We start from the raw sequence: 25,852 nt of genomic DNA, 5'->3' as shown, positions 1-25,852 counted from the left end.
ATGAGGCGCCACCTCTCCGCATCATGAATCAAGTCAGAAAAGCCGATCCCAACAACAAGACCGTTGCGGAAAACCGCAAGGCGCGGTTTTCCTATGAGGTGCTCGACACGATCGAGACTGGCCTTGTGCTGACCGGCACCGAGGTCAAGTCGCTGCGCCAGGGCCAGGCCAATATCCAGGACAGCTACGCTTCGGTCGAGGGCGGCGAGATCTGGCTGATCAACTCCTACCTGCCGGAATATTTGCAGGCCAACCGCTTCAACCACGAGCCTAGGCGCCGCCGCAAACTCCTGCTCAACAAGCGCGAGATGGCAAAGCTGGCGCAGAGTGTCGACCGCGAAGGCATGACCCTGGTGCCGCTGAAGATCTATTTCAACGACCAGGGCCGCGCCAAGCTGCTGCTTGCCGTCGGTCGCGGCAAGAAGCTGCACGACAAGCGCGAGACCGAGAAGCAGCGCGACTGGTCGCGTGAAAAGGGCCGGCTTTTGAAGGAGCGCGGGTGAGAAACATCGGGCGATAGCCCTATAAAAGCCGGGTTGGCTTCCAAGTTTCGGACAGCAAGGGGCTGCAACCACCAAAGAGGATCGCCTTGAAGAACCGGATCATCCTCTGGAGTTCGGTTACCCTGGTTCTCGCGGCTCTGGTCGCCGGAGGCGGCTTCCTCTACTTCCGCGCCTATTCTCCCGACCGCGGCAAATATCCGCTCAGAGGCATCGACGTTTCCCATCATCAGGGCCAGATCGACTGGCGGCGCGTTGCCGCCGATGATGTCGCCTTCGCCGTCATCAAGGCGACCGAGGGCGGCGATCATGTTGATGATGCCTTTGATCGCAATCTGCGGGAGGCTCGCGCGGCCGGCCTTGCCGTCGGCGCCTATCACTTCTTCACCTTCTGCCGGCCCGGCGCCGATCAGGCGAAGAATTTCATCTCGGTCGTGCCACGCGATCAGCCCTTGCTGCCGCCGGTCGTCGACGTCGAGTTCGGCGGCAATTGTCCGCAGCGCCCGTCGCCCGAACAGTTGAATGCCGAACTCCAGGCCTTCCTCGGACCTGTCGAGGCCGCGTTCGGCAAGCCGGCGATCGTCTATCTGACGGATGAGGCCGAGGCAGCCTATGCCGGGCAGATCGCGGCTCGTCCGCTTTGGCTTCGCTCGCTGCTCGTGGAGCCGGATCGCCACGACTGGGTCTATTGGCAGTATCACAACAGGGGCCGCATCGACGGGATCGCGGGCGATGTCGACCTCAACGTTCTCCAGGGCGGGCAGGAGAGATTGGCGGCGCTGCTTGCATCCGCGCATTGAGGTGTTGAACGACTGGGGCGCCCGAATCTGTTTCTTCATAAGCCCGTCCATGTCATTGAACTCAATGACGATTGGGGTGGCGTCGCCGTCAGGCTTGCTGGGCAGAACGCCCCGCGGTCGCTGAAAACCCCATCCCCGCGGCCATGATCGCGATCGCCGCGAACTGGACGGTCGTCGGGGTTTCGCCAAGCACGGCCATGCTGACCATCACCGTGGCGATCGGCACTCCCGGCATAAACAGCGATGCCGCCTGCGACCCGATCTGGCCGACGATGTAGGTGTAGAGGAACATGGCGGCCGCACCTGCAAGAAGGCCCTGGATGATGACCTGGCCGGCGATTTCCGCGCCTGCCGCGGCATGGAGGCCGCTCGGCGCGAAAAGGGTGAGAAACGGCAACGGCAGGCACGATAGAAAAACGACGGCCGCGGTGGCCGTGACCGGATCGATGCGCCATTGCCGCACAAGAGTTGCATAGGCGGAGAACATCAGGCCCGATCCTATGAACAAGAGATCGCCGAGGAGAACCTCATGGCTGCCGGCGCGCGCCGGCGCGATGAACAGCAACAGCCCGGCGATGATGGTGGCGACGCCGATGGTCCGCCGCTGCGAAGCGCGTTCCAGGAAAAGCGACAGCAGGAACGAGAAGAACACGATCGAGGCAGGGCAGAGTGCCGCGCCATGGACGGCAGGCGCATAAATCAGGCCCCAATTGATGATCAGCGGATAAGGCAATCCGGCCAGCACCGCCAAGGTCAGGGCCCGCCGCCAACCCAATGCCTTCAACTGTTGGAAGCCGTTTCGCCAGATGATCGGCAGGAAGACGGCACCCGCACCCGCAAAGCGCAGGGTCGCCATGTCGGTCACCGTCAGATGTTCCCTTAGGCTGAAGCGGGCGGCGACGAATTGCACGGCATAGATGCCGATCATGGTCAGCCCGGCGATGATTGCCAGCCTCGCTTTTCCCGTGTTTTCCGCCACGCCTGCCATCCATAAAACATCACCGCCGGACAGTTTGACTGTTGCGGCATAAGCGCAGGATATTGCGGGGAAACCGGCGATTGAATATGTTAATTTCCTGGTAGTTGAGTGAAATTCGCGCAAATGGGCCAGTTGGAACGTGAATCTTGAATCAGGCGAACTCGACGCTATCGATCGCAGTCTGCTGCGGCTGCTGCAGGAAGACGGACGCCGCACCACGCTCGATCTGGCGGCGCGCGTCGGCTTGTCGCCGACCGGCACCAGCCAGCGGGTGAAACGCCTGTTCCGCGATGGTTTCATCACCGCCGTCAGGGCCGTGCTCAATCCGGCAAAGATTGGCCGCGGCACGCTTGTCTTCATCGAGGTGCGGCTCGATCACACGGCTCCGCATATCTTCGACCGCTTCGCCGAAGCCGTGGCCAAGGCGCCCGAGGTTCTGGAATGCCATATGGTCGTCGGTGGCTTCGACTATCTGGTGAAGGCGCGCATTGCCGAGATGTCCGACTACCAGGACTTTCTCAAGCGCGTGATCCTGCCGCTTCCCGGAGTGAAGGAGACACATACCTATGCCTCGATCGGCGACGTGAAACCGGATGCCCTGCTGCCGGTGTGAGTCGGTGCCGAAGACCTGCGGCCCCACGGTGACCTCAATTCTCCAGGAATTCCGCGATCTCGCTGAACACCCTGACGAACATCGCTTCCGTCAACACACCCGTATTGGTGTTGTACCGAGAGCAGTGATAGCTGGAAAACAGCGTGATGCCGCCGGCCGGCAATTGTCCGCCATGCTTGAAAGGGTAGGCGGCGACACGCCCGCCCAGCGCGCGGACCGTCGACTGGTGGGCGATCGATCCCAGTGCGAGCACGGCGCGCAAATTGGGGAAGCGGGCGATCGTCGGCACCAGGAACGTCCGGCAAGTGGCGATCTCGGCGCCCACGGGTTTGTTCTCCGGCGGCACGCAGCGCACCGCATTGGTGATCGCCGTGCCGACAAGCTCCAGACCGTCATCGGGCCGCGCCTTGAACTCGCCACGTGCAAAACCGTGCGCGATCAGCGTCGAGTAGAGCAGGTCGCCGGCATAGTCGCCGGTGAAGGGACGCCCGGTGCGGTTGGCGCCGCGCAGGCCGGGCGCCAGCCCGACGATCAGCAATCGAACCGCGGCGTCACCTTCCGGCGGCAAGAAAGTCGGTACCGGCGCGTTGAACCAGGACGGCTCGCGCTGCCGCCATTCGGCGATGAAGTCGTGCAGCCGTGGACAGAGCGGGCAGTCGCGGTCCGGCTCGGAAGCGGAAAGGGCCGTCAAGGCGACCGGCCTCAGTAGTCGTCCTCGTCGACTTCGGCCGGCTCGGGCCGGCGCACGGGCCTCTCCGAGGGATCGCGTCCGACCTCGTTCTTCAGCGTCACCAGGTCGATGAAATGGTCGGCCTGGCGGCGCAGGTCGTCCGATATCATCGGCGGCTGCGAGGCCATGGTCGAGACGATCGACACCTTGCGGCCACGCCGCTGCAGCGCCTCGACCAGCGTGCGGAAGTCGCCGTCGCCGGAAAAGATGACATAGTGGTCGACGACATCGGCGAGCTCCAGCGCGTCGACCGTGAGCTCGATGTCCATATTGCCCTTGATCTTGCGGCGGCCGGTCGAGTCGGTGAATTCCTTGGCGGGTTTGGTGACCACCTTGAAGCCGTTATAGTCGAGCCAGTCGATCAAGGGGCGGATCGACGAGTATTCCTGATCCTCCACCAGCGCCGTGTAATAATAGGCGCGCAGGAGATAGCCGCGCTTCTGGAAGCTCGACAAGAGCTTGCGATAGTCGATGTCGAAGCCGAGCGCCCGCGACGTGGCGTAGAGATTGGCACCGTCGATGAACAGGGCGATTTTTTCACGAGGGTCGAACATGGAAAATATTCCTTTTCGAAAATGCGGGCCGTCTAAACGAAATGCGGTAGCGACTATCGGTCAGGCTCATAATAAACCGGCTGACCTTGTCCATCCGAGATAACGCCAGTTTGGTGGCAATCCAAGGCGTGATGGGCCACTGCAAGCAATTGTGATCGCCGAACGAAGGGGGCGGCCCGACTTTGCCAAATCCCCCGACTTTGCCAAATCCAATGTCTAAACAGGGGATTGAGCGCCCAATAGCGCCGCCATTGCCAAGAAGCTTGTATTTCGGCGGCGTTCGGGTTATGGACCGCGCCTGTTTTCCGTCAAATCCAGGCATGAAAGGGGCAATCCATGGCCCGCGTAACCGTTGAAGATTGCATCGACAAGGTCGACAACCGCTTCGAGCTGGTGCTGCTTGCCGGCCACCGCGCTCGCCAGATCAGCCAGGGCGCGCAGATCACCGTGCCGCGCGACAACGACAAGAACCCGGTCATCGCCTTGCGCGAGATCGCCGATGAGACGCTGTCGCCCGACGATCTCAAGGAAGATCTGATCCACTCGCTGCAGAAGCATGTCGAGGTCGATGAGCCCGAGGCCGATGGCGAAGTGATCGCCGACCAGACCGGCGGTGCCGTTGCGGCCGCCGACACCGACGACGCCGAGGAGAATGTCACGTTCGACCGGATGACCGAGGAAGACCTGCTGGCCGGCATCGAGGGTCTGGTGCCGCCGGAAAAGAGCGACGACTACTAAGAGCGAGCTTCTGTTCCGGGGGGTGCTGGAATAATCTTCCGCACTTCCGTCCTGGCAGTTTCGTGGTTATCTATGACATGCGCCGTACAGCAGTGCGGCGCATGATTCATTTCATCGCCGAGAGATTCCGCCCATGATGCGTCAGTATGAGCTTGTCGAGCGCGTTCAGCGCTACAAGCCTGACGTCAACGAGGCATTGCTCAACAAGGCTTACGTCTATGCCATGCAGAAGCATGGCCACCAGAAGCGCGCTTCCGGCGATCCCTATTTTTCGCATCCGCTCGAAGTCGCGGCGATCCTCACCGAAATGCACATGGACGAGGCGACCATCGCGGTCGCCCTGCTGCATGACACCATCGAGGACACCACGGCGACGCGGGCCGAGATCGACGATCTGTTCGGCCCGGAAATGGGCAAGCTGGTCGAGGGCCTGACCAAGCTTAAGAAGCTGGACCTGGTGTCGAAGAAGGCCGAGCAGGCGGAAAACCTGCGCAAGCTGCTGCTGGCCATCTCGGAGGATGTCCGCGTGCTTCTGGTCAAGCTCGCCGACCGCCTGCACAACATGCGCACCCTCGACCATATGCCGGAGGCCAAGCGCCTGCGCATCGCCGAGGAGACCATGGACATCTATGCGCCGCTGGCCGGGCGCATGGGCATGCAAGGCATGCGCGAGGAGTTGGAAGAGATCGCCTTCCGCTTCATCAATCCGGAAGCCTATCGCGCCGTCACCGCACGGCTTGCCGAGATCTTCGAGCGCAACAAGGGCGTGCTGACCGACATTGAAAAGGCGCTGTCTACGCTGTTCGAGAAGCATGCGATCAATGCTGGCGTCAAAAGCCGCCAGAAAAAGCCGTGGTCGGTGTTCCGCAAGATGGAGGCCAAGGCCCTGTCCTTCGAGCAACTGTCCGACATTTTCGGCTTCCGCGTCGTCGTCGATACGGTTGAGGATTGCTATCGCGCGCTCGGCGCCATCCACACCACATGGTCGATGGTTCCCGGCCGCTTCAAGGATTACATCTCGACGCCGAAGCAGAACGACTACCGCTCGATCCACACCACCATCGTCGGCCCTTCGCGCCAGCGTGTCGAACTGCAGATCCGCACCCGCGAGATGAACAAGATCGCCGAATACGGCGTCGCCGCCCATTCCATCTACAAGGATACCGGCGGCAAGGTGAACGGTGCCGCTCCCGCGATCTCGAAGGAAACCAACGCCTATGCCTGGCTGCGGCGCACCATCGAGCAACTCGCCGAAGGCGACAATCCCGAGGATTTCCTCGAAAACACCAAGCTGGAGCTGTTCCAGGACCAGGTGTTCTGTTTCACGCCGAAGGGCATGCTGATTGCGTTGCCGCGCGGCGCCACGCCCATCGATTTCGCCTACGCGGTGCACACCGATGTCGGCGACACTTGCGTCGGTGCCAAGGTCAACGGCCGCATCATGCCGCTGATGACGGAACTGAAGAATGGCGACGAGGTCGAGATCATCCGCTCCAAGGCGCAGGTGCCCCCCGCCGCCTGGGAATCCGTCGTCGTCACCGGCAAGGCGCGTGCCGCCATCCGCCGGGCCACCAAGAATGCCATCCGCAAGCAGTATTCGGGCCTTGGCGCGCGCATTCTGGAGCGGGCCTTCGAACGGGCCGGCAAGACTTTCACCAAGGATAGCCTGAAGCCGGTGCTGCACAGGCTGGCACGCAAGGACATCGAGGATGTCCTGGCCTCGGTCGGTCGCGGCGAACTGGCCTCGACCGACGTCATGAAGGCGGTGTTCCCCGACTACAAGGACGAGCGTGTCACGCCGGCAGCGCCCAAACAGCGCGAGGAGGGTTGGTCGAAGATCCGCAACGCCGCCGGCATGCTGTTCCAGATACCGGGCCGCGCCGCGCGCAAGGACAAGGACCAGCCGCGCGACGGCGCAGTTCCGATCCGCGGCGTGCGCGGCGATCTACCGGTGCGTTTCGCGCCGGAAGGCGCCGTGCCTGGCGACCGCATCGTCGGCATCGTCCAGCCGGGCACCGGCATTACCATCTATCCGATCCAGTCGCCGGCGCTGCAGGCCTTCGACGACCAGCCCGAGCGCTGGATCGACGTGCGCTGGGACATTGACGAACGCACCAAGGAGCGGTTTCCCGCACGCGTCTCGGTCACCGCTATCAACGCGCCGGGATCGCTCGCCGACATCGCCCAGGTCGTTGCTTCCAACGACGCCAACATCCATACGCTGTCGATGGTGCGCACGGCGCCCGACTTCACCGAAATGCTGATCGATCTCGAGGTCTGGGATCTGAAGCATCTCAACCGGCTGCTGTCGCAGCTCAAGGACAATTCGAGCGTCAGCGATGCACGGCGTGTGAATGGGTGATAGTGAGTAGTGAGTAGTGAATGGTGAAGGAGGTGCTCTGCCCTCTACCCTCTACCCTCTACCATCTACTCACTAATGACTACTGACTACTGACTACTGACTAATGACTATTGACTACTGACTACTCACTACTCACTGGAGCGAACAATGAACACCGATGAAGTGCTGGGCATTTTCCGCGAGGCGGGTGCTGTTCTGGAGGGGCATTTCATCTTGACGTCCGGCTTGCGCAGCCCGGTTTTCCTGCAGAAGGCGCGCGTGTTCATGCACGCCGACAAGACCGAGCGGCTGTGCAAGGCGCTGGCGACAAAGATCCGCGCGGCGGTGCCGGGCAAGATCGACTATGTCGTCGGCCCGGCGATCGGTGGCCTGATCCCGGCCTACGAGACCTCGCGCCATCTCGGCGTGCCGGCGATCTGGGTCGAGCGGGAAGGGGGCGAGTTCCGCTTGCGTCGCTTCGAGATCGCGCGCGGCGCGCGTGTCGTCATTGTCGAGGACATCGTCACCACCGGCCTGTCGATCCGCGAAACCATCGACTGCTTGCGCGAGCTTGGCGCCGAAGTGGTCGCCGCCGCCTGCATCATCGACCGTTCGGCCGGCAAGACCCATGTCGGCGTGCCGCTGATCGCGTTGGCCGAGTATGAGGTCCCGGCCTATCCCGCGGACCGGCTGCCGCCGGAGCTTGCCGCCATACCGGCAGTCAAGCCCGGCAGCCGCAACATCTGACCGTGCATGTCGCCCAAAGTGTGCAGCGGTTTTGGGAAGGACGACATGCATGAAAACAAACGGTGCATGTCGCCCAAAGATGTGCAGCGGTTTTGGGAGGATGACATGGATGAAAACAGATCGGCGATGATCGTTGGGATCGATCATTTCGTGTTGACGGTGGCGTCGCTCGACGCGACCTGCGCCTTTTATCAGCGCGTGCTGGGTTTTGAGCGCATCGATACGCCGGGCCAGCCGACAGCGCTGGCTTTTGGCAACCAGAAGATCAATGTCCACGAGATCGGTCGCACTTTCGAACCGAAGGCTAGGTTGCCGACGGCCGGATCCGGCGATTTCTGCCTGATCACCGATCGCCCGCTCGGCGAAGTCATCGCCAGTCTCGAGGCAAACAATGTGGTGGTGGAACTGGGGCCGGTCGAACGCACCGGCGCCCGCGGCCCGATGATGTCGGTCTATTTCCGCGACCCCGACGGCAACCTTGTCGAGGTCAGCGAATACCTGCGGTAGGATCGCAAGCATTGGGCTGCGACAAAAAGCCGACGCCCTTCTCAAATTCGCCGTGATTGTCCGGTGTTGGAGGACGCGAACCTTACCAGGATTATAGGCTGTATGGCCGCAGTTCAGATGGCATTCGGTTGTTGTCGGGGGTGCGCATGGCTATATCAAAGTCGCGATTGCCTTTAGGCGGCCGCAAAGCGCAAGATATGGCGGTCGAAGCCGGGCTGGAAGCAGCCGGTATGTAAGCTGTACGTTATCGGGAATAGGAAAGAGTGCTTTTTCGTCGCCGCAAGCCGGATGGTCTTCTCGAGCGGGTGCGTACCTATCTGTGGCCGCGCCGCTCGTTTTCACGCTCGCTCCAGTATTTCTCCAAGCGCATCCTGCGGCTGAAGGCCACGCCGCACGCTGTGGCGGCCGGGGTCGCCGCCGGCGTCTTTGCATCGTTTTTCCCGGTGGGCTTCCATTTCGCCATTGCCGCTATCGTGTGCTGGCTGATCGCCGGCAATCTGGTGGCAGCCGCCCTCGGCGCGGTTTTCTTCGGCAATCCGTTGACCTTTCCCCTGTTGTGGGGCGCGTCCTGGGAAACCGGCAAGCTGATCCTGCATGAGCGTCTGCCCAGGCACGGACCGCCTGCGCAACTGGGCGACATGATGCATACGCTTTCGTTTGCGAAGCTGTGGCACCCCGTGCTGGAACCAATGCTGATCGGCGCCGTGCCGCTCGGGCTGGTGTTTGGCCTCTTGTTCTACGGCATCACGCGCTGGGGCATGAACGCTTTCCGCGAACAGCGTCGCAAGCGCCTTGCCGAGCGCGCACGCCGTCATGGCCAATCGTCCCATCCCACGGGAAGCATCGGCTCCGCCGCACGATGATCATTGGCATCGGCAGTGACCTGATCGATATCAGGCGCATCGAGAAGTCGCTGGAGCGCCACGGCCAGCGCCTCATCCAGAGAATCTACACCGAGGTCGAACAGGCGCGTTCGGAAAACCGGCGCGCCCGCGCGGCCTCCTACGCCAAGCGCTTCGCTGCCAAGGAGGCTTGCGCCAAGGCCTTGGGAACGGGTCTGGCGCAAGGCGTCTTCTGGCGCGACATGGGTGTCGTCAACCTGCCAAGCGGGGCGCCGACGATGGCGCTGACTGGCGGCGCACTGGCGCGGCTGGAAAAGATCCTGCCTCGGGGACATCGCGCGGCGATCCACCTCACCATCACGGATGATTTCCCGCTCGCTCAAGCCTTTGTGATCATCGAAGCGTTGCCCGTCGAAGAAGCGCCACATTGATTGCCTCTGACGACCGGCATTGACGTTGCCCAGCGCGCGCCGAGACTCTATACCATCCAACGCACAATCGAGGACGACATGAGCGTGGCTGATAAATCCCAGAAGAAATCCGGCGGGCTTGGCGAAACCGTCAGCGTCGTCGTCCAGGCGCTTTTGCTCGCCCTGGTCATCCGCACGCTCTTGTTCCAGCCCTTTTCGATCCCATCGGGATCGATGCGGCCGACGCTCCTGGAAGGCGACTATCTGTTCGTCACCAAGTGGTCCTACGGCTACTCGCGCTATTCGCTGCCTTTCGGCCCCGATATTTTTTCTGGCCGCATCTGGGGCTCCGAGCCCAAGCGCGGCGATGTCGTGGTGTTCAAGTTCCCGCCGGACCCTTCCGTTGACTACATCAAGCGCGTGGTCGGCCTGCCCGGCGACAAGATCCAGATGAAGGACGGCCAGTTGTTCATCAATGGCGTGGGCGTGCCGCGTGTGAAGACCGGCCAGATCGATAATCCCGACGTCACGGAAAAGGATTATCCGATCGACGTCTATCGTGAGACCCTGCCTAATGGTGTCAGCTACGACACGCTGGACCTGTCGCCGAATTCGATCGGCGACAACACCCGCGAATTCGACGTGCCGCCCGGCCATTATTTCATGATGGGCGACAACCGGGACAACTCCGCCGACAGTCGTTTCACGGTCGGCTATGTTCCGGCGGAAAACCTGGTTGGCCGCGCCAATCTCGTTTTCTTCTCGATCGCCGGCAAGGCAAGCCCACTCGAAATCTGGAAATGGCCGTCGCTGATGCGCGCGTCGCGCCTGTTCCACTTCGTCAATTAGGGATGGCAGCGGCAAAACGCCTGACCGCCGATGCGCTCGCCGAAGCGCTTGTGGAACGCACGGGCCATGCCTTTGCCGACCGCCAGCGCCTGCAGCGCGCGCTCACGCATGCCAGTGCCCGTGGGGCCAATGCCGGCATCGATTACGAGCGCTTCGAGTTTCTCGGCGACCGCGTTCTCGGCCTGGTCGTCGCCGACATGCTGCTGGCCGCGTTTCCCGATGCGGCGGAAGGCGAGCTGTCGCTGCGGCTCAACGCGCTGGTCAACGCCGAGGCGCTTTCGGACATTGCTGAACATATCGGGCTGCCGGACTTGATCCGCGCCGGATCGGATATACGCGGGCTCGATGGGCGCAAGCGCGTCAATTTGCGCGCCGACGCCTTGGAATCGCTGATCGCCGTGCTCTATCTCGACGGTGGGCTGGAGGCGGCGCGGGCTTTCATCCACAAATATTGGCTGCCGCGTTCGCAAGCTTCAGGCGCGGCGCGCCGCGACGCCAAGACCGAATTGCAGGAATGGGCGCATCAGGCGGCGAGTGCGGTTCCCGCCTACCAGATCGACAGCCGCGAGGGGCCGGACCACGACCCGCTGTTTACGGTCAGCGTCAGGGTCGGCACGTTTCAGCCGGCAGTCGGCAGCGGCCGTTCCAAGCGCGAGGCGGAGCAGGCGGCCGCGGCTGCCCTTCTGCTGCGCGAAGGTGTATGGAACGCGGCATGACCGATATCGAAACTGCTGAACCCCCTGCCACGCACTCCGGCTTTGTCGCGCTGATCGGCGCGCCCAATGCTGGCAAGTCGACGCTCGTCAACCAGTTGGTCGGCGCCAAGGTGTCGATCGTCACCCACAAGGTGCAGACGACACGTGCCATCGTGCGCGGCATCGCCATGCATGACAATGCGCAGATCGTCTTCGTCGACACGCCCGGCATCTTCAAGCCCAAGCGGCGGCTCGACACGGCAATGGTCACCACCGCCTGGGGCGGCGCCAAGGACGCCGACATCGTCTTGCTGCTGATCGATGCCGAGCGCGGCATCCGGGGCGATGCCGACGCCATCCTCGAGCGGCTGAAGGACGTGCGCCAGCCGATGGCGCTGATCCTCAACAAGGTCGACCGGGTCAAGCACGAGACGCTTCTGGCGCTGTCCGCGGCGGCGAACGAAAAAGTGCCGTTCAAGCGCACCTTCATGGTCTCGGCGCTGACCGGTTCCGGCTGCAAGGACCTGCTCGACTATCTGGCGCAGGCGCTGCCGGCCGGCCCCTGGTACTATCCGGAGGACCAGATTTCGGACCTGCCGATGCGCCAGCTCGCGGCTGAGATCACGCGCGAAAAACTGTATCTGCGGCTGCATCAGGAATTGCCCTATTCCTCCCATATCGAGACCGAGAAATGGGAAGAGAAGCCGGACGGCTCGGTGCGCATCGACCAGACCATCTATGTCGAGCGCGACAGCCAGAAGAAGATCGTGCTCGGCCACAAGGGCGAGACCATCCGCGCCATCGGCCAAGCGGCTCGGATGGAAATCGCGGGCATTCTCGAGCAGAAGGTGCACCTCTTCCTGTTCGTGAAGGTGCGCGAAAACTGGGGCGACGATCCCGAGCGCTACCGCGAGATGGGACTGGAGTTCCCGCACTAAGGTCGAAATCGACACAGCACTCGTCAGCTGGTTGGTCGCCACGCCATATAAGCTGTGAGGTAACGGCACCGGATCTAACGTCGCCGTCCCAGCGCCAGCAATACGCCATTGACAAGATGCTCCGCGTCGACGGCGTTTTCGAACGGGACCACTGTTGTCGCATAGTCGACCGGCGAAAAATCGAAGCCACCGGCATTGATCAACGCCGCCTGGCGTGTTGCCGCCTCCATGTTGCCGAGTTGCGCATAGCAGGCGGCCAGGCGCGTGCGGATCCACGGCGTTGGCCGCGTCGCAAGTTCCAATGCCTCCGCGGCCGGCCGGTATTCGCCCAGCATGTAGAGCGCCAGCGATCGATCGTATTGGTACCAGTGAGGATTGAGCGGGTCGATCCTGATGGCGCGCGCCAGCCAGCTGAGCGCCTCGAGCGGTCGGCCGCGCATCGTCAGAAGATGGCCCATCTGCTCGATGCATTCGGCGTCGCCAGGATTAAGCTCGAGCGCGATCTGCAAATGATGCTCGGCGGCCTGATGGTCGCGCATGCTGAGCCGGACCAGCGACTGAATGCGGTGCGCCGTCGCCTGGTCGGGAGACAGCGCGATACCCCTTTCCGCAAGATCGCGGGCTTTTGCCAGCACGGAACTGCTGGTAGGTCCGAATTCGCTGTTCAGCACATAGGACAGCGCCAAATACGTGTGGGCGAGGCCATAGGAAGGATCCTTCGAGATCGCCGCCTCGAACAGTGCCGCAGCTGCCTTCAGGTCGCTTTGCGCCGGGTCGCGCATCAAGGCGACGCCGCGCAATACCAACTCATAGGAGGCGAGGCTGGTCACCGGCCGCCGCGAGGCGCGCGTCAGTCCGGCATTGCTGACCTTGACCACCAGCCGACCGACGATCTGCTCGACGATGTCCTGCTGGATCGTGAACAGCCCGGCAGCCTCGGCCTGGTAGCGATCGCCCCAGAGCTGCGCTGAATTGGCGGCATCGATCAGACTGACCGCGGCGATGATGCGCTCCGCTTGTCGCCGCACCGAGCCTTCAACGAGATAATCGGCGCCGATTCGCGAGCGGATGGCTGGCCACTCGGCGGGCGAATGGGAGGCGAACGAAAAGCTCGAATTGCGCGCCAGCACTGTCACCGTGCCGAAGCGGGCAAGGCCATTGATGATGTCTTCTGCAAAACCGTCGACAATCTCCTGATTGGCTGGATCCGCGCCGTCGTTGCGAAATCTCAGCACCGCCACGATTGGCTGTGCGCCGGATTCGGGTACTGCTTCCGTCTCCGGCACCAACATGTAGCCGCGTTTCGACACCGTCCGCACCCGTTCCTCGCCCAGCACCTTACGAATTTCGCGCACCGACTGCGTCAGCGAATCCTCGGTGACGAAAACTCCAGGCCAGACCGTATCCATCAGCTCCGATTTCGGCACCACGCGGCCGATGTGGCAGGCAAGGTGGGTCAGCAACGCGTAGGCTTTCGGGCGCAGGAAGGCCGGCTGGTCGGCACGGCTGAGCGTGCCTTTGCCCAGATCGAGCGTAAAACCGCCGAATTGAAAAACCTGACCGGTGGCCGAGACCGCCATCAAAGGCCCGCTCCTGAAGCCATGCCGGCATTGGCCTACGGCGAGCGGGCTGGGTCAAGGGCCAGTGCACTTTCATCGCCAGAAAGACGCAGCGCCTGGCTTCGGGCGCCGCGACAATTGCGTTGGGTTAGACTGTGCCGGCGACGGCAAACCGCGTCTTTGGCCTGCGCACGAAACTTTCCGTGCCATAGTGGGCGACGATGATGACCGCGATGACTGCCCAAATGCCGACACCGAGCCATTGCTGCTGCACGTAGTCCCCGCCCGTGAACACCTGGCCCAGGAAGCGCACGCTGTTCTGGTGGGTGAAGTGCATGATGAAGGCGAGAAGCACGCTGCCGGTATTCTGGTAGAGCCATGTGAAGACCACGGCAGCCAGCAAGACATTGATCGTGCCGTACAGGCTGAGGTCGCCGACCAGCCCAAGCGGAAAGTGCCAGACTGCCCAGATCACGCCGAGGATCAGGCTGCCGGCCAGCGCCGAATGACTGGCGAGCAGACGTGATGTCGCAAAGCCCCGCCAACCGGGCTCCTCTCCGAGCGGGCCGCTGAAGATGGCGTAGAGCGCGATGATCGGCACCATCTCGGAAAACGCCGGAATATTAGCCCAGGCTGGTGCTGCGGCGCCAAATAGCGGATTGATCATGATGGAAGTCAGCTGTGTTGCGAACGGCAGGCCGAAGGCCACTAGGTACCATGTCGGATGCACCCGCCACTTTACCATCGAGGCGAGGATCGCCTTGACTGAAGTCCAACCTCCGGAAAGAGAGGCGACGATGAAGCCGGCGGCCATCGGGCCAAACGTAAACCAGGGAATACTGTCGCCATTCGACAGCCAGAACGGGATGAAGCCCAGCCAGGTCAGGCCAAGCGCCAGTGAAAAGAAGGTGGTCAGCTGGTGCCTTCGCACCATGCTCAGGAGGGAAATCATGTCAGGTCCTCTCGACGGGCAGATTGGTCAGGAGAAGTCGCCGGGCTGCCCGATCGGTCGACCTGCATCTGGAGACGAGCCGAATGTGTCCGGCCGTTGATCGACCGCTCTGGCCGACCTGCCCTTATTGCTTCTTGTGCCGCCAAAAATCCCGAGCAGTTTCTGAAAGATTTCCGATATTTCTGAAGGGCTGGCCTATTTGCTCGGCAGCCGGGGCGGAGCCGATGTGGAGGCCGGCCACGGACTGCTACCGGGCACCGCGTCCCGATTGGCGCCATCTCACAGTCTTGCCGGACGGCCTCCCGACCGTATCGCCGCGGATGCCAGGGCCGTCGGCGTTGCCAAGGGACGAATGTCGCCTGGCGATGCGTCGGGCAAAAAAACAGCTGCGTATTTGTAATTTGGAACAGGTATGGCCTCGCGAGTTCCAGCGTTTTGTAGTGATGCCATGCATATACACCTATTTAGCCGGGAAATTATTCGTGTATATATTGAATATATGACGTTGTTCCAATTGTGCCATTCGCTAAAATGGCAAGTGTTATTTGTGCAACACAGGATTATTCTGTTCACGGAATCGACGTTATTTCCAAAACCGTCATTGAAGGCGGACGATTGATGGGTATGTTCGCCGCGAAAAGGGGACGCGGTGCGAGCCTTTTTCGTTGTGGGGATGAGGCGGGAAAACATATCCGCCAGCCACAAATCCGAAGCCATTTTTAACTTTGACTGGAGAGGTCAGAAAATGAATATCAAGAGCCTTCTTCTCGGCTCAGCCGCGGCACTGGTCGCGGTGTCCGGCGCGCGCGCCGCGGACGCTGTCGTCGTCGCCGAGCCGGAACCGGCCGAATACGTCAAGATCTGCGACGTCTACGGCGCCGGCTACTTCTATATCCCGGGCACCGAGACCTGCCTGCGCATCGGCGGCTATCTCCGCTACGACATGGGCGTCGGCGATTCCGGTACGCTGGATGGCGTCAATAACGTTGCCGATCACATGGACGGCGATAGGCACGACACCTACTATAAGAACATGCGTTTCACGTTGAGGACTTATACCGGCCAGGAAACCGAGCTCGGCACGTTGAAGACTTTTACCGAGACTCGCTTCCAGTTCGGCAACTCCTCCGGCGACTATTCAGGTGACGGCACTGGCTGGCAAGCTGGCAACAAGACCACCACTCTCAACTTCGCCTGGATCCAGCTCGGTGGCCTGCGCGTCGGCAAGGATGAAACGGCATACGACCAGTTCATCGGTTATGCCGGCAACGTCATCCAGGACACGATTATCCCGTATGGCATCAAGGACACCAACGTTGTCCAGTACTACTTCGACGCGGGCAGCGGCTTCACGGGTGTGATCTCGCTCGAAGAAGGCACTGGCGTCAACACGATCGACAGCTATGTTCCGCACGTCGTCGGCGGTTTGAAGTACAAGGCCGATTGGGGTGCGATCACCGGCGTCGTCGCCTATGACAGCAACTACGAGGAAGTCGCCGGCAAGGTCCGTTTGGACGTCAACGTCACCAAGGAACTGTCGCTGTTCGTCATGGGCGGCTATGGCACGACAGACAACAGCGATGTCTGGGCTCCAAGCGGCCGCACCCAATACAAGCCCTGGGGTGGCAACTGGGCTGTCTGGGGTGGCGGCACCTACAAGTTCAACGAGAAGACCGCGTTCAACGTCCAGGCTTCGGCTGATGACGACAAGAACTACGCTCTCGCCGCGAACGTCGCCTACACCATCGTCCCGGGCTTCACGGTCACGACCGAAGTCGACTGGGACCACTACGGCAATTACGGCAATCCCTCCCTCTACGGCAACTGGTCCAAGGCCGACAAGAAGGACAGCGTTGGCGGTATCGTCCGCTTCCAGCGCAATTTCTAATCGATCGACTGACCTTACCAGGCCGCCCGCAGCATTTGCTGCGGGCGGTTTTTTATGTGCTGTTGCAAGAGTCGGTCCCAGCGCAAGCCCATACCTTGATTTCGCCACCCGATCGGTGAAAAGCTCTAGAAATGGAATGGCGCGACGAGGGAATCATTCTCGGCACCCGCAAGCATGGCGAAACCAGCGCCATTCTCGAGGTGATGACGCGCACGCATGGCCGCCATCTCGGTCTCGTTCGCGGCGGCCGTTCGCGCAAACAGCAGCCTGTCCTGCAGCCGGGCAATCGCGTCGATCTCTTGTGGCGGGCACGCCTTGACGAGCATCTCGGCACCTTCCAGGCCGAGCCGATCGAGATGAATGCCGCCCGGCTCATGGACAGCGCCATCGCCGTCTACGGGCTGCAGACCATGGCGGCGCATCTGCGTCTGCTGCCGGAGCGCGACGCCCATGGCGGCCTTTACGAAGCGCTTTCGGTGATGATCGTCCATCTCGACGACGCCGATGCCGCCGGCGAACTGGTGGCACGCTTCGAGCTTCTGATCCTCGATGAACTCGGCTTCGGCCTCGATCTCAGCCGCTGCGCCGCCACCGGCACGCAACAGGACCTCGCCTATGTCTCGCCGAAGTCGGGGCGCGCGGTGTCGCGTGAAGCAGGCTTGCCGTGGCGCGACAAGATGCTGGCGCTGCCGGCGTTTCTGCAGCGCGGTTCCGGCCTGCGCGCGGATCCCGGAGCTGTCGAGGACGCCTTCCGGCTCACCGGCTTCTTCTTCACCCGCCACGTCTATGAGCCGCGCGCCATCGAGCAGCCGGATGCCCGCCTCGGCTTTCTTGCCGCACTGCGCAAGCATCATGCAGCGCGCAAGACCATTGCCGGAGAGAATGCCGCCAGAGAAATCATCACATGAGCGAGGTTGAACTCTATCCGGGCCGCGTCTCGCCGCTCGGCTTGGGCACGATCCCGCACGCCGACATCCTGGAATATACCGGCCTGGAATTGCTGCAGCGCATCGTCGATGGCAAATATCCGGCGCCGCCGATCTCATTTCAGCTGAATTTCACCCTCACCGAAGTCTCGGAAGGGCGCGCTGTTTTTCACGGCATGCCGGGCGAGCGTCACCTCAATCCGCTGGGCAGCGTGCATGGCGGCTGGGCGGCGACGCTTCTCGATTCGGCTTTGGCCTGCGCCGTGCAGACACTGCTCGAAAAGGGCGAGGCCTATACGACCGCGGAATTCAAGGTCAATCTGACACGGCCGATCACGCCCAGGACCGGCGAGGTGGTCTGCGAAGGCAAGGTGGTCCACAAAGGCCGTACGCTTGCCGTTTCGGAAGCGACGCTGAAGGATGCCGGCGGCAAGCTGCTGGCTTTCGGCACCGAGACATGTTCCATATTTCCAGCCGCCAATCTGGCGGCACGTTGAGTTTTCCAGCCGTCCAGTTGCCGCCTAGCCGCCGTATTTGAATGTCAGTGAGACGAAACGTCAGTGAAAACTGGCCTGGTTTGGGGGAACCGCCATGTTTGAGAGCCTGATCGGCCTTGTCGCCATCATCGCCTTGTTCGTCATCATTTCGCGCCAGCAAGGCCGCATCGGCCTGATCGAGCGCGAACTTGGTGCGTTGCGCAGCCTTGTCCTTTCAGGCGCCGTGCCACCAGCGGTCAAGCCGTACGAACTGGCGGCCACCCATGGCAAGGAGGACGCGGCGCCGGTGCCGGCGGCAGCGGCGGATCTAGCTCCAGCAGCAGTGAGCGAGCCGACCGCCGCACCGATGCCCGCTGCAGAAGCGGAAGCTCCGTCCGACGAGATCATGTCCGGGCCATGGACCGCGGGCGAGCCGAAGGCAACGAAGCCCACCGAACCTGCCACAACGCCGAAAGCCGCCCGCCAATCCGATGTCGAAACGGCGCTCGGCACCCGCTGGGCGGTCTGGGTGGGCGGCATCGCGCTGGCGCTGGGCGGGTTGTTCCTGATCCGCTACACCATCGAGGCCGGCATTTTCGGTCCCGGCGTGCGGCTCACCATGGCCGCGGTGCTCGGGCTGGTGCTGGTCGCGGGCGGCGAGTTCATCCGCCGCACCGGCTTCAAGATGCCCGTGCAAGGCGCCGCGGGCGCCTACATTCCGGCAATCCTGACAGCGGCGGGTGCCTTCATCCTGTTCGGCACCGTCTACGCCGCCCATGGCATTTACGGTTTCATCGGGCCGGCGCTCGCCTTCACGTTGCTCGGCGCCATCGGCGTGGCGACCATCGCGGCCGCTCTCGTCCACGGCCAGGCGCTGGCGGGCATCGGTCTTGTCGGCGCCATGGTGACGCCGGTGCTGATCGCCTCGCAGGCGCCCAATCCCTGGGCGCTGTTCGGCTATCTGGCGATCGTGCTTGCCGCCACCGGCGTCATCGCCCGCATGCGCGATTGGAAGCTGCTGATGGCGGCGGCCTTTTTCGGCACCGGCATCTGGACCATCCTCTACATGACCGACGCACCGGGGGCGAACCTCTCCGTCATCCTGTTCATCAATGCGGCCACGCTCGCCGTGCTCGCTTTTGTCTGGCTCGGCCGTCGTGGCGACGAGACCGGACCGGCGAGGGCTTTCGACTGGCCGTCGATCGTGCCTGGGCTGTTCGTCGCATTCTCGGCGCTGGGCCTGTCGGTCGACCCGGTCTTCGCCGCCGCCGGCGATGCGTTGCCGGCGGCAGTGCTGCTTGCCGCGATGGTGGCCGTCGCGGTCTATCGACCGCTGGCGCTGCCCCTGCTTTTCGCCGCCGGATTGGCGACGGTGCTGATCTATCTCGGCATCATCCCGCCGACCTCGATCGCTTCCGATTTTTCGGGCGGCGCTCTTGGTGTCGATGGACTGCCGCTTGCAACCTCCAACGCGCTGACATGGCGCATCGGCATCGCGCTGGGCCTGGTCTTCATTGGCGCCGGTCTCTGGGCAGCCTGGAAGTTCGCGGCCTCCTCCTGGCCGCGGTCCGCCTCCTGGGCGGCATGGGCCGTCATCGTGCCGCTGGTCATCCTGCTGGCGCTCTGGTTCACCTTCGGCAATCTCGACCGCGACTTTGTTTACGCCGCCATCGCGGCATTGCTGGTGGTGATTTTCGCCGCCGGCGGCGAGTGGATCGCAAGGGCCGAAGCGCCGCCGCTCAAGGGCGGAATGGCCGTATCATTTGCCCTCGGCGGCGCGGCAATCGCCGGCCTCCTGATGCTGCACATGGCTTTCGGCTCGGGCTGGACCACCATGTTGCTGGGTGCCGCGGCCATCATACCGGCGCTGGCGACACGCTGGCGTTCTTATCCGGCGCTCGGCTGGATTTCTGTCGGCGCCGTGATCGCGGTGCTCGGCCGCGTCGCCTTCGATCCGACAATCGTCGGCGCTGGATTCCTCTCCACCACACCGGTGTTCAACTGGCTGCTGCCGGGTTACGGGATACCGGCGCTGGCCTTCGGCTTCGCCGCCTGGCAACTCGCCCGCACCACCGATGGCCGGCCACGCCTCGCCATGGAAGCGGCCGCGGCGCTGTTTGCGCTGCTAGCCGTTGCCATGCTGGTGCGTCACGCCATGCATGGCGGCGTGATCGACACGGGTGCCATGACGCTCGCCGAACAGGCGATCTACACGCTGATCGCGATCGGCGCCGGCGCCATCCTGGTCGCCATCGACATGCGCTCGCCAAGTTCGGTGCTGCGCTATGGTTCGATGGCCGCCGGTGTGGTCTCGGTCGCCTTCATCGTTGTCAGGCATTTCGTGGTGCTGAATCCGCTGTTCACGGACGAATCGACAGGCCGGATCCCGGTGTTCAACCTGTTGTTCCTCGCCTATCTCCTGCCGGCGGTCGCCGCCGGCGGGCTGGCGCTTTACGCCAGGGACAAGCGGCCGAAATGGTATGCGCAGATGTTGGCGCTGGTGGCGGCGCTGCTTGCCTTTGCCTATGCCACGCTGTCGGTGAGGCGCCTGTTCAAGGGCGAGTTCATCGGCCTGTGGAGCGGGCTTGGCCAATTGGAAACCTACACCTATTCGGCGCTCTGGCTGGTCATCGGCGTGGCGCTGCTCACCGCCGGCGTCTGGCTGAAGTCGCAGGTGCTGCGCATTGCCTCCGCCGGCCTGATCGCTGTCGCCGTGCTGAAGGTCTTCCTCTTCGACATGTCCGAACTGGAGGGCGTGCTCAGGGCGCTGTCCTTTATCGGGCTCGGTGCCGTGCTGATCGGCATCGGGCTATTCTACCAGCGGCTTTTGACGCGGGCGGCGAAGGAGGGAAGCGTAGCATCTTGAAGGAATATGCAACGTTGAATATATGAATATCCATTGGAGGATATTCCATGCCGCTCTATATCCGTGACGATGAGGTGGATGCGCTGGCAACCAGATTGCAGCGCGAGACCAACGCCCCGAGCAAAACGGAGGCGGTTCGGATCGCGTTGGTACACGAACTTGAGCGCAATCGCGCCACGGTGCCGCTTCGCGATCGGATTGCGAGACTACAAGCCGAGGCCAGGAAGCTTGGCCTGCCCAACCCCGATTTCGACATGAAGAAATTCACCGACGAGATGTGGGAAGACTGATGTTCGTCGACGCATCGGTGATCGTCGGAATTCTCAATTGGGAACCTGGGTGGGAGGAACTGGTCAAGCGGCTTTCCGGTTTTGCCGGCCCGCTCTACGTATCTGCACTGGTGCGTTTCGAGGCGACGCAGGCACTGGCGCGCGCAGCCGCGGGCTCCGACAGGCCGGATGCTGAAGCCCTTCTCAGGGCTCGCGATCTGATCGATCGTTTCATTGTGGAAATTGGCGCGGAAAATGTGGTCATCGGCGAAGACATTGGCTCCCAGGCCATTGATGCAAGTGCGCGCTATGGCAAGGCTGTCGGCCATCAGGCCCAACTGAATTTCGGCGACTGTTTCGCCTACGCTTGTGCCAAAAGCCTCAATGTTCCGCTGCTCTACAAGGGCAATGATTTCCCGTTTACCGATTTGGGATAATTCGGCTTTCTTGTTGATTGCCGGGAATAATTTAGCCGATCACGTCGTTATCTCATTGCTTGGGTGACCGGGGCGGCGGACCGCTTCGCGCTGGCCGCTTGCGCCGCGCCGGGAAGGCGCGTTCAATCGAGATCAACAAAGGCGACCTCAGAACCAGCGGTCATGGACGAAAAGAAGGCAGCAATCCTTGGCGAAATACCGCGCCTGCGCCGCTACGCACGCTCGCTTTTGCGCGACCGCGATTCTGCCGACGACCTCGTCCAGGACTGCCTCGAACGCGCACTGCTGCGGCTCGAGAACTGGCAGACGGGAGAGAGCCCCAGGAGGTGGCTGTTTACGATCATGCATCATTTGTTCATCGACCAGATGCGCAAGGTGAACCGCCGAGGCGAGGCGGCGATGCTGCCGCTGGAAGCGGGCGAGGCGGTTGCCCAGCCGGCCGAACAGTTGGAGGGCATCGCCTCACGCGAAATCATCAATGCTTTGCAGGCGATCAGCCCCGATCGCCGCGCCGCGCTTGTCATGGTCGCGATCGAGGGCTTTTCCTATGCCGAAGCCGCCAACATTCTGGGCGTGCCCGCCGGCACGCTGATGTCACGCATCGCGCGTGGGCGTGAGGAATTGCGTGGGTTGCTGGATGATACGGCGCGCCGCCGCACGATAAGGATCGTCGAGAAATGATCCGCCGCGATTTTTCCGAACGTGACATCCACATGGCGCTCGACGGCGAGCTGCCGGCCGACGAGCGTGCCGCCTACGATGCCTGGCTCGAAGCCAATCCCGAGATGAAGGCCAGGAGCGTCCGCTTCACCGCCGACCGGGAGGCATTGCGCGCCGCCTTTGGCGGCGTGCTGGATGAGGCTGTACCCCTGCGTTTGCGCAAGGTGGTGCTCGGCGAGGCGCCGCTCAGGGTCGCCGCGCCACGCTCGCGCTGGTGGCTTGCCGCTGCTGCGGCCGTGCTTCTGGCCGCGGGCGGATTTGGCGGCTACTTTGCCGGCATCGACGGCTTCGGGCAGGAGGATCCGGCTGAAGACAGGCTCGCCGAACAGGCGATCGCCGCCCATGTCATCTTCGCCGCCGAGAAGCGGCATGCCGTGGAAGTGCCTGCCAGCGACAAGGATCATTTGCAGACCTGGCTGTCCAATCGGGTCGGCTTGAGGCTGGTCGCCCCGGACCTGACCGCCAACGGTTTTCAACTGATCGGCGGCCGGCTGCTGCCGGCCGGCGAAAGCAAGGCCGCGATGCTGCTCTACGAGGACGACAAGGGTGAGCGCATATCGCTCTTCGTCACCGCGGAATCGACGGAGAACGCCAAGGGCACCTATGCTGCGGCGCAGGACGGGCCGCAGGCCGTCTATTGGCTGGACAAGGGCTATGGCTGCGCCGTTGTCGGCTCGCTGCCGCGTGAGCAATTGGCGGTCGTGGCCAAAAATGCCTATGGCCAGCTTCTGGCTGGTCTCGCGAGCTGAGCGGGCTGTGATCTTCCGCCACGGGCAGGCTTCAACGGCGATCTTGCGCAAAGCTTGCCGGCTTCCCTGCCGCCACGGAAACTGTCACAATTCGGCCCTAATCAAGGAGCGATAGCGCTTGATGAATACCGGCGCTTCGGCCGGTGTTCGCGACGCTTTTGACCGGGGCCGTTTCCGCAACGCAATCGAGGTTTCCTCAAGCCGCATGCCTGCCGAGATCCGCACGGCCCGCGCGTCCGACGTCGATGATCTCGCCGCCATCGAGAAAGCTGTGTTCTCGAGCGACCGCATCTCCCGCCGCTCCTTTCGCCAGTTCATCGAGCGTGAGACCGCCGAGACGCTGGTCGCCGAAATCGATGGCCACGTCGCCGGTTATTCGATCGTGCTGTTTCGCAAGGGCAGTGGGGTCGCGCGGCTCTATTCCATAGCTGTCGGCCCGTTTTTCGGGGGACTCGGTGTCGGCCGCCAGCTGCTGTCGGCGGCCGAGGAGGCAGCCTTCGAGCACGACCGCATGATGCTGCGCCTCGAAGTGCGCGAGGACAACGGCCGGGCCATCCGCATCTACGAACAGGCCGGCTATCGCAAGATCGGCCGCGAGCCGGGCTACTACTCCGACGGCGAGACGGCGCTTCGTTATGAAAAGACACTGCGCGGCGATCTCCCGGTCGCCACCAAGGTGCCGTTCTATCAGCAGACCTGCGAGTTCACCTGCGGTCCATGCTGCCTGATGATGGCCATGGCCAATTTCGACCGAGGCTTCGTGCCGGACCCGGTGATGGAAATCCGCCTCTGGCGCGAGGCGACGACCGTCTTCATGATGTCTGGACCTGGCGGCTGCGAGCCGTTCGGCCTGGCGGTCTCGGGGTACGAAAGCGGACTTGCGGCGGAGATTTTCGTTTCCTTCTACGGCGCGCTGTTCCTGCAGTCGGTGCGCAGCGAGGACAAGCGCCGGGTGATGGAGCTGGCTCAGGTCGACTTTCGCCGCCGCGCGGAACTTTACGGCATCCCGGTGAATTACCGTCCTTTCACCATCGATGATATCAGAACCGCGATCGCTGGAGGGAAGTTGGTGCTGGTGCTGATCAGCGGCTTCCTGATGTTCGGCAAGAAGGTGCCTCACTGGGTACTGGCCATCGGCGACGATGGCGACCATATCCTGATCCACGATCCCTGGGTCGAGGATGAAAGGCAGGAAACCATCCTTGATGCCGCCAACATTCCCGTGCCTTACGGCATCTTCATGAACATGGCGCAGTTCGGCCGTGACGGACTGCGTGCCGCCATCACTTTGGGAAAGAGATAATGACCTGGGTCATTCTTACCGGCAGGCAGAGCGATCTCGACCAGGTGGCGACACCGCACAAGATCATCACCAATCGCGAGTATCTCGCGCATCCCTCGCTGTTTCGCGGCCAGCGGCCGAAGGTCATCAACCTGTCGAACAACTACGGTTACCAGAGCCGCGGCTACTATGCCTCGCTGCTGGCGGGCTCGCGCGGCCACAAGGTCATCCCGACCGTCGAGACGATGATCGACCTGTCCGAGCGCAAGCTCTACGAACATGCGCTACCGGAATTGGAATTGGCGCTCAACAAATGCCGCAAGGACCTCGGCGGCGCCTTTCCGGCGAAGGTGTGCATCTTCTTCGGCATCGGGCCGTCGAAAGTGTGGGACCGCTTCGCCAAGCTGTTGTTCGACTGGTTCCGGGCACCGGCGCTCGAGGTCCACATCAAGGACAGCGCCGAATGGGCCTCGATCCGCAAGATCGGCTTCCACCCCTTGGCACGGATGACCGAGGACGAGGAAAAAAGCTTCATCCAGTGCCTGGAAACCTACACCAACCGCGAATGGCGCGACACCAAGGGCCGCACGCCGGCGCGCTACACCTTCGCCACGCTTGTCGATCCGCATGAGGAACTGCCGCCGTCGGAAATCTCGTCGCTGCGCTACTGGGCCAAGATAGCCGAAAAGATGGGGGTCGAAATCGAGCCCATCACCAGGAAGGATCTCGCCAAGCTCGCCAACTACGATGCGCTGTTCATCCGCGAGACCACCTCGATTTCCAACCACACCTATCGTTTCGCCCGCCGCGCCCAGCAGGAGGGCATGCCGGTCATCGACGACCCGCTGTCGATGATCCGCTGCACCAACAAGGTCTATCTCAACGAGTTGATGGCCTACAACAAGGTGCCGGTGCCTCCCACGGTGATGATCGCCGGCACCTCGGACCTCGAACTCGCCGCGCAGACGCTGGGCTTTCCGTTGGTTCTGAAGATCCCGGATTCCTCCTTTTCGCGCGGCGTCAAGAAATGCGCCAACCTGGAGGAGCTGACGCGGCTCGCGACCGAGTGGCTGGAGGATTCCGATCTTCTGATCGCGCAGAAATTCATCCCGACCGAATATGACTGGCGTGTCGGCGTGCTCGGTGGGCAGCCATTGTTTGCCGTCCACTATCTGATGGCCAAGAAGCACTGGCAGATCGTCAACCACAAGGCCAATGGCAAGCCCGACCAGGGTGGCATCAAGACCTTCACGCTGAAGGAGACGCCGCCCCATGTCGTCGAGACCGCGGTCAAAGCGGCGCGCTGCATCGGCGACGGCCTCTACGGCGTCGACCTCAAGGAGACCAAGGACGGTGTCTTCGTCATCGAGGTCAACGACAATCCCAACCTCGACCATGGCTGGGAGGATTCCGGCGAGAAGGACGAGGTCTGGGTGCGGCTGACGCAGTGGTTCCTTGAGCGGCTGGACAGGCCGGGGCGGTAAT

General features: G+C 62.5%; 27 protein-coding genes. 22 read left to right on the top strand and 5 right to left on the bottom strand.

Annotated features, from left to right (window positions below; all coding sequences use genetic code 11):
- Positions 1 to 23 precede the first annotated feature (23 nt).
- Positions 24 to 503: an SsrA-binding protein SmpB gene (gene smpB, locus MESOP_RS26345; protein ID WP_013896388.1), complete on the top strand. Its 480-nt coding sequence runs from the start codon at positions 24 to 26 to the stop codon at positions 501 to 503.
- Positions 504 to 589: 86 nt separating this feature from the next.
- Positions 590 to 1,300, top strand: coding sequence for a glycoside hydrolase family 25 protein (locus tag MESOP_RS26340; protein WP_013896387.1), 711 nt, complete (start codon positions 590 to 592; stop codon positions 1,298 to 1,300).
- Positions 1,301 to 1,388: 88 nt separating this feature from the next.
- Here MESOP_RS26340 and MESOP_RS26335 read toward each other — a convergent pair whose 3' ends face one another.
- The gene (locus MESOP_RS26335; protein WP_013896386.1) at positions 1,389 to 2,288 is read right to left on the bottom strand and encodes a DMT family transporter; all 900 of its coding nucleotides are present in this window, start codon (positions 2,286 to 2,288) and stop codon (positions 1,389 to 1,391) included.
- 130 nt (positions 2,289 to 2,418) lie between these two features.
- Here MESOP_RS26335 and MESOP_RS26330 point away from each other — a divergent pair, with 130 nt between their 5' ends.
- A complete protein-coding gene (locus MESOP_RS26330) occupies positions 2,419 to 2,892 on the top strand; it encodes an Lrp/AsnC family transcriptional regulator (protein ID WP_013896385.1) in 474 nt (157 codons plus the stop codon).
- 34 nt (positions 2,893 to 2,926) lie between these two features.
- Here the strand turns inward: MESOP_RS26330 and MESOP_RS26325 are convergent, their stop codons facing one another.
- Both MESOP_RS26325 and MESOP_RS26320 read right to left on the bottom strand, forming a co-directional pair.
- Positions 2,927 to 3,583, bottom strand: coding sequence for a uracil-DNA glycosylase (locus MESOP_RS26325; RefSeq protein ID WP_013896384.1), 657 nt, complete (start codon positions 3,581 to 3,583; stop codon positions 2,927 to 2,929).
- Positions 3,584 to 3,594: 11 nt separating this feature from the next.
- Complete coding sequence (locus MESOP_RS26320) at positions 3,595 to 4,176, bottom strand: LabA-like NYN domain-containing protein (protein ID WP_013896383.1); 582 nt, start codon at positions 4,174 to 4,176, stop codon at positions 3,595 to 3,597.
- Positions 4,177 to 4,512: 336 nt separating this feature from the next.
- Between MESOP_RS26320 and rpoZ the strand changes: the two genes are divergently transcribed.
- The 9 genes from rpoZ (at position 4,513) to era (ending at position 12,243) form a co-directional block, all read left to right on the top strand.
- Entirely contained in the window at positions 4,513 to 4,914 is a 402-nt protein-coding gene (rpoZ, locus tag MESOP_RS26315; RefSeq protein ID WP_013896382.1) for a DNA-directed RNA polymerase subunit omega, read from the top strand.
- Positions 4,915 to 5,047: 133 nt separating this feature from the next.
- On the top strand, positions 5,048 to 7,276 hold the full coding sequence (locus tag MESOP_RS26310) for a RelA/SpoT family protein (protein WP_013896381.1): 2,229 nt from the start codon (positions 5,048 to 5,050) through the stop codon (positions 7,274 to 7,276).
- Between the two features lie 147 nt (positions 7,277 to 7,423).
- Complete coding sequence (gene pyrE / locus MESOP_RS26305) at positions 7,424 to 8,002, top strand: orotate phosphoribosyltransferase (RefSeq protein WP_013896380.1); 579 nt, start codon at positions 7,424 to 7,426, stop codon at positions 8,000 to 8,002.
- A gap of 126 nt (positions 8,003 to 8,128) precedes the next feature.
- Complete coding sequence (locus MESOP_RS26300) at positions 8,129 to 8,509, top strand: VOC family protein (protein ID WP_041165018.1); 381 nt, start codon at positions 8,129 to 8,131, stop codon at positions 8,507 to 8,509.
- A 263-nt stretch (positions 8,510 to 8,772) separates the two neighbouring features.
- Complete coding sequence (locus MESOP_RS26295) at positions 8,773 to 9,372, top strand: DUF2062 domain-containing protein (RefSeq protein ID WP_013896378.1); 600 nt, start codon at positions 8,773 to 8,775, stop codon at positions 9,370 to 9,372.
- The gene (gene acpS, locus MESOP_RS26290; protein WP_013896377.1) at positions 9,369 to 9,782 is read left to right on the top strand and encodes a holo-ACP synthase; all 414 of its coding nucleotides are present in this window, start codon (positions 9,369 to 9,371) and stop codon (positions 9,780 to 9,782) included. The genes MESOP_RS26295 and acpS overlap by 4 nt, the downstream gene beginning before the upstream one ends.
- 78 nt (positions 9,783 to 9,860) lie before the next feature.
- Positions 9,861 to 10,610, top strand: coding sequence for a signal peptidase I (gene lepB, locus MESOP_RS26285; protein WP_013896376.1), 750 nt, complete (start codon positions 9,861 to 9,863; stop codon positions 10,608 to 10,610).
- Between the two features lie 2 nt (positions 10,611 to 10,612).
- The gene (gene rnc, locus MESOP_RS26280) at positions 10,613 to 11,326 is read left to right on the top strand and encodes a ribonuclease III (RefSeq protein WP_013896375.1); all 714 of its coding nucleotides are present in this window, start codon (positions 10,613 to 10,615) and stop codon (positions 11,324 to 11,326) included.
- Positions 11,311 to 12,243, top strand: coding sequence for a GTPase Era (gene era / locus MESOP_RS26275; protein WP_085984559.1), 933 nt, complete (start codon positions 11,311 to 11,313; stop codon positions 12,241 to 12,243). Before rnc ends, era begins: the two co-directional genes overlap by 16 nt.
- 74 nt (positions 12,244 to 12,317) lie before the next feature.
- Here the strand turns inward: era and MESOP_RS26270 are convergent, their stop codons facing one another.
- Both MESOP_RS26270 and MESOP_RS26265 read right to left on the bottom strand, forming a co-directional pair.
- A complete protein-coding gene (locus MESOP_RS26270) occupies positions 12,318 to 13,823 on the bottom strand; it encodes a winged helix-turn-helix domain-containing tetratricopeptide repeat protein (RefSeq protein ID WP_013896373.1) in 1,506 nt (501 codons plus the stop codon).
- A 127-nt stretch (positions 13,824 to 13,950) separates the two neighbouring features.
- Positions 13,951 to 14,754 carry a CPBP family intramembrane glutamic endopeptidase gene (locus MESOP_RS26265; protein ID WP_013896372.1) on the bottom strand — a complete coding sequence of 268 codons (804 nt, stop codon included), beginning with the start codon at positions 14,752 to 14,754 and terminating at the stop codon, positions 13,951 to 13,953.
- Between the two features lie 745 nt (positions 14,755 to 15,499).
- Here MESOP_RS26265 and MESOP_RS26260 point away from each other — a divergent pair.
- The 10 genes from MESOP_RS26260 to MESOP_RS26215 all read left to right on the top strand — a co-directional run bounded on the left by MESOP_RS26260 (position 15,500) and on the right by MESOP_RS26215 (position 25,851).
- Positions 15,500 to 16,642 (top strand): porin, encoded by a 1,143-nt coding sequence (locus MESOP_RS26260; RefSeq protein WP_013896371.1) that lies wholly within the window; start codon positions 15,500 to 15,502, stop codon positions 16,640 to 16,642.
- A gap of 131 nt (positions 16,643 to 16,773) precedes the next feature.
- Positions 16,774 to 17,550: a DNA repair protein RecO gene (gene recO, locus MESOP_RS26255; protein WP_013896370.1), complete on the top strand. Its 777-nt coding sequence runs from the start codon at positions 16,774 to 16,776 to the stop codon at positions 17,548 to 17,550.
- On the top strand, positions 17,547 to 18,065 hold the full coding sequence (locus tag MESOP_RS26250) for a PaaI family thioesterase (protein WP_013896369.1): 519 nt from the start codon (positions 17,547 to 17,549) through the stop codon (positions 18,063 to 18,065). Before recO ends, MESOP_RS26250 begins: the two co-directional genes overlap by 4 nt.
- Positions 18,066 to 18,159: 94 nt before the next feature.
- Complete coding sequence (locus tag MESOP_RS26245) at positions 18,160 to 20,910, top strand: DUF2339 domain-containing protein (protein ID WP_013896368.1); 2,751 nt, start codon at positions 18,160 to 18,162, stop codon at positions 20,908 to 20,910.
- 47 nt (positions 20,911 to 20,957) lie between these two features.
- On the top strand, positions 20,958 to 21,200 hold the full coding sequence (locus MESOP_RS26240; RefSeq protein WP_013896367.1) for a type II toxin-antitoxin system VapB family antitoxin: 243 nt from the start codon (positions 20,958 to 20,960) through the stop codon (positions 21,198 to 21,200).
- A complete protein-coding gene (locus tag MESOP_RS26235) occupies positions 21,200 to 21,616 on the top strand; it encodes a type II toxin-antitoxin system VapC family toxin (protein ID WP_013896366.1) in 417 nt (138 codons plus the stop codon). Before MESOP_RS26240 ends, MESOP_RS26235 begins: the two co-directional genes overlap by 1 nt.
- 162 nt (positions 21,617 to 21,778) lie before the next feature.
- Positions 21,779 to 22,297 carry an RNA polymerase sigma factor gene (locus tag MESOP_RS26230; RefSeq protein ID WP_013896365.1) on the top strand — a complete coding sequence of 173 codons (519 nt, stop codon included), beginning with the start codon at positions 21,779 to 21,781 and terminating at the stop codon, positions 22,295 to 22,297.
- Positions 22,294 to 23,085, top strand: coding sequence for an anti-sigma factor family protein (locus MESOP_RS26225; protein WP_013896364.1), 792 nt, complete (start codon positions 22,294 to 22,296; stop codon positions 23,083 to 23,085). Before MESOP_RS26230 ends, MESOP_RS26225 begins: the two co-directional genes overlap by 4 nt.
- A gap of 205 nt (positions 23,086 to 23,290) precedes the next feature.
- Positions 23,291 to 24,388, top strand: a complete 1,098-nt coding sequence (locus tag MESOP_RS26220) for a GNAT family N-acetyltransferase/peptidase C39 family protein (protein WP_041165017.1) — start codon at positions 23,291 to 23,293, stop codon at positions 24,386 to 24,388.
- Positions 24,388 to 25,851: a RimK family alpha-L-glutamate ligase gene (locus MESOP_RS26215; protein ID WP_013896362.1), complete on the top strand. Its 1,464-nt coding sequence runs from the start codon at positions 24,388 to 24,390 to the stop codon at positions 25,849 to 25,851. Before MESOP_RS26220 ends, MESOP_RS26215 begins: the two co-directional genes overlap by 1 nt.
- Position 25,852 lies beyond the last annotated feature (1 nt).

Source organism: Mesorhizobium opportunistum WSM2075 (assembly GCF_000176035.2).
In the GTDB taxonomy this organism is placed as follows: Bacteria; Pseudomonadota; Alphaproteobacteria; order Rhizobiales; family Rhizobiaceae; genus Mesorhizobium; species Mesorhizobium opportunistum.
This window is presented reverse-complemented; position numbering and strand designations above follow the sequence as displayed.

Excerpts from the sequence above, each read along its gene's own strand:
- smpB (WP_013896388.1), top strand. The coding sequence starts at position 24 with ATGAATCAAGTCAGAAAAGCCGATCCCAACAACAAGACCGTTGCGGAA.
- MESOP_RS26335 (WP_013896386.1), bottom strand. The coding sequence starts at position 2,288 with ATGGCAGGCGTGGCGGAAAACACGGGAAAAGCGAGGCTGGCAATCATC.
- MESOP_RS26320 (WP_013896383.1), bottom strand. The coding sequence starts at position 4,176 with ATGTTCGACCCTCGTGAAAAAATCGCCCTGTTCATCGACGGTGCCAAT.
- rpoZ (WP_013896382.1), top strand. The coding sequence starts at position 4,513 with ATGGCCCGCGTAACCGTTGAAGATTGCATCGACAAGGTCGACAACCGC.
- MESOP_RS26310 (WP_013896381.1), top strand. The coding sequence starts at position 5,048 with ATGATGCGTCAGTATGAGCTTGTCGAGCGCGTTCAGCGCTACAAGCCT.
- pyrE (WP_013896380.1), top strand. The coding sequence starts at position 7,424 with ATGAACACCGATGAAGTGCTGGGCATTTTCCGCGAGGCGGGTGCTGTT.
- MESOP_RS26300 (WP_041165018.1), top strand. The coding sequence starts at position 8,129 with ATGATCGTTGGGATCGATCATTTCGTGTTGACGGTGGCGTCGCTCGAC.
- acpS (WP_013896377.1), top strand. The coding sequence starts at position 9,369 with ATGATCATTGGCATCGGCAGTGACCTGATCGATATCAGGCGCATCGAG.
- lepB (WP_013896376.1), top strand. The coding sequence starts at position 9,861 with ATGAGCGTGGCTGATAAATCCCAGAAGAAATCCGGCGGGCTTGGCGAA.
- rnc (WP_013896375.1), top strand. The coding sequence starts at position 10,613 with ATGGCAGCGGCAAAACGCCTGACCGCCGATGCGCTCGCCGAAGCGCTT.
- era (WP_085984559.1), top strand. The coding sequence starts at position 11,311 with ATGGAACGCGGCATGACCGATATCGAAACTGCTGAACCCCCTGCCACG.
- MESOP_RS26270 (WP_013896373.1), bottom strand. The coding sequence starts at position 13,823 with ATGGCGGTCTCGGCCACCGGTCAGGTTTTTCAATTCGGCGGTTTTACG.
- MESOP_RS26265 (WP_013896372.1), bottom strand. The coding sequence starts at position 14,754 with ATGATTTCCCTCCTGAGCATGGTGCGAAGGCACCAGCTGACCACCTTC.
- MESOP_RS26260 (WP_013896371.1), top strand. The coding sequence starts at position 15,500 with ATGAATATCAAGAGCCTTCTTCTCGGCTCAGCCGCGGCACTGGTCGCG.
- recO (WP_013896370.1), top strand. The coding sequence starts at position 16,774 with ATGGAATGGCGCGACGAGGGAATCATTCTCGGCACCCGCAAGCATGGC.
- MESOP_RS26250 (WP_013896369.1), top strand. The coding sequence starts at position 17,547 with ATGAGCGAGGTTGAACTCTATCCGGGCCGCGTCTCGCCGCTCGGCTTG.
- MESOP_RS26245 (WP_013896368.1), top strand. The coding sequence starts at position 18,160 with ATGTTTGAGAGCCTGATCGGCCTTGTCGCCATCATCGCCTTGTTCGTC.
- MESOP_RS26240 (WP_013896367.1), top strand. The coding sequence starts at position 20,958 with ATGCCGCTCTATATCCGTGACGATGAGGTGGATGCGCTGGCAACCAGA.
- MESOP_RS26235 (WP_013896366.1), top strand. The coding sequence starts at position 21,200 with ATGTTCGTCGACGCATCGGTGATCGTCGGAATTCTCAATTGGGAACCT.
- MESOP_RS26230 (WP_013896365.1), top strand. The coding sequence starts at position 21,779 with ATGGACGAAAAGAAGGCAGCAATCCTTGGCGAAATACCGCGCCTGCGC.
- MESOP_RS26225 (WP_013896364.1), top strand. The coding sequence starts at position 22,294 with ATGATCCGCCGCGATTTTTCCGAACGTGACATCCACATGGCGCTCGAC.
- MESOP_RS26220 (WP_041165017.1), top strand. The coding sequence starts at position 23,291 with ATGCCTGCCGAGATCCGCACGGCCCGCGCGTCCGACGTCGATGATCTC.
- MESOP_RS26215 (WP_013896362.1), top strand. The coding sequence starts at position 24,388 with ATGACCTGGGTCATTCTTACCGGCAGGCAGAGCGATCTCGACCAGGTG.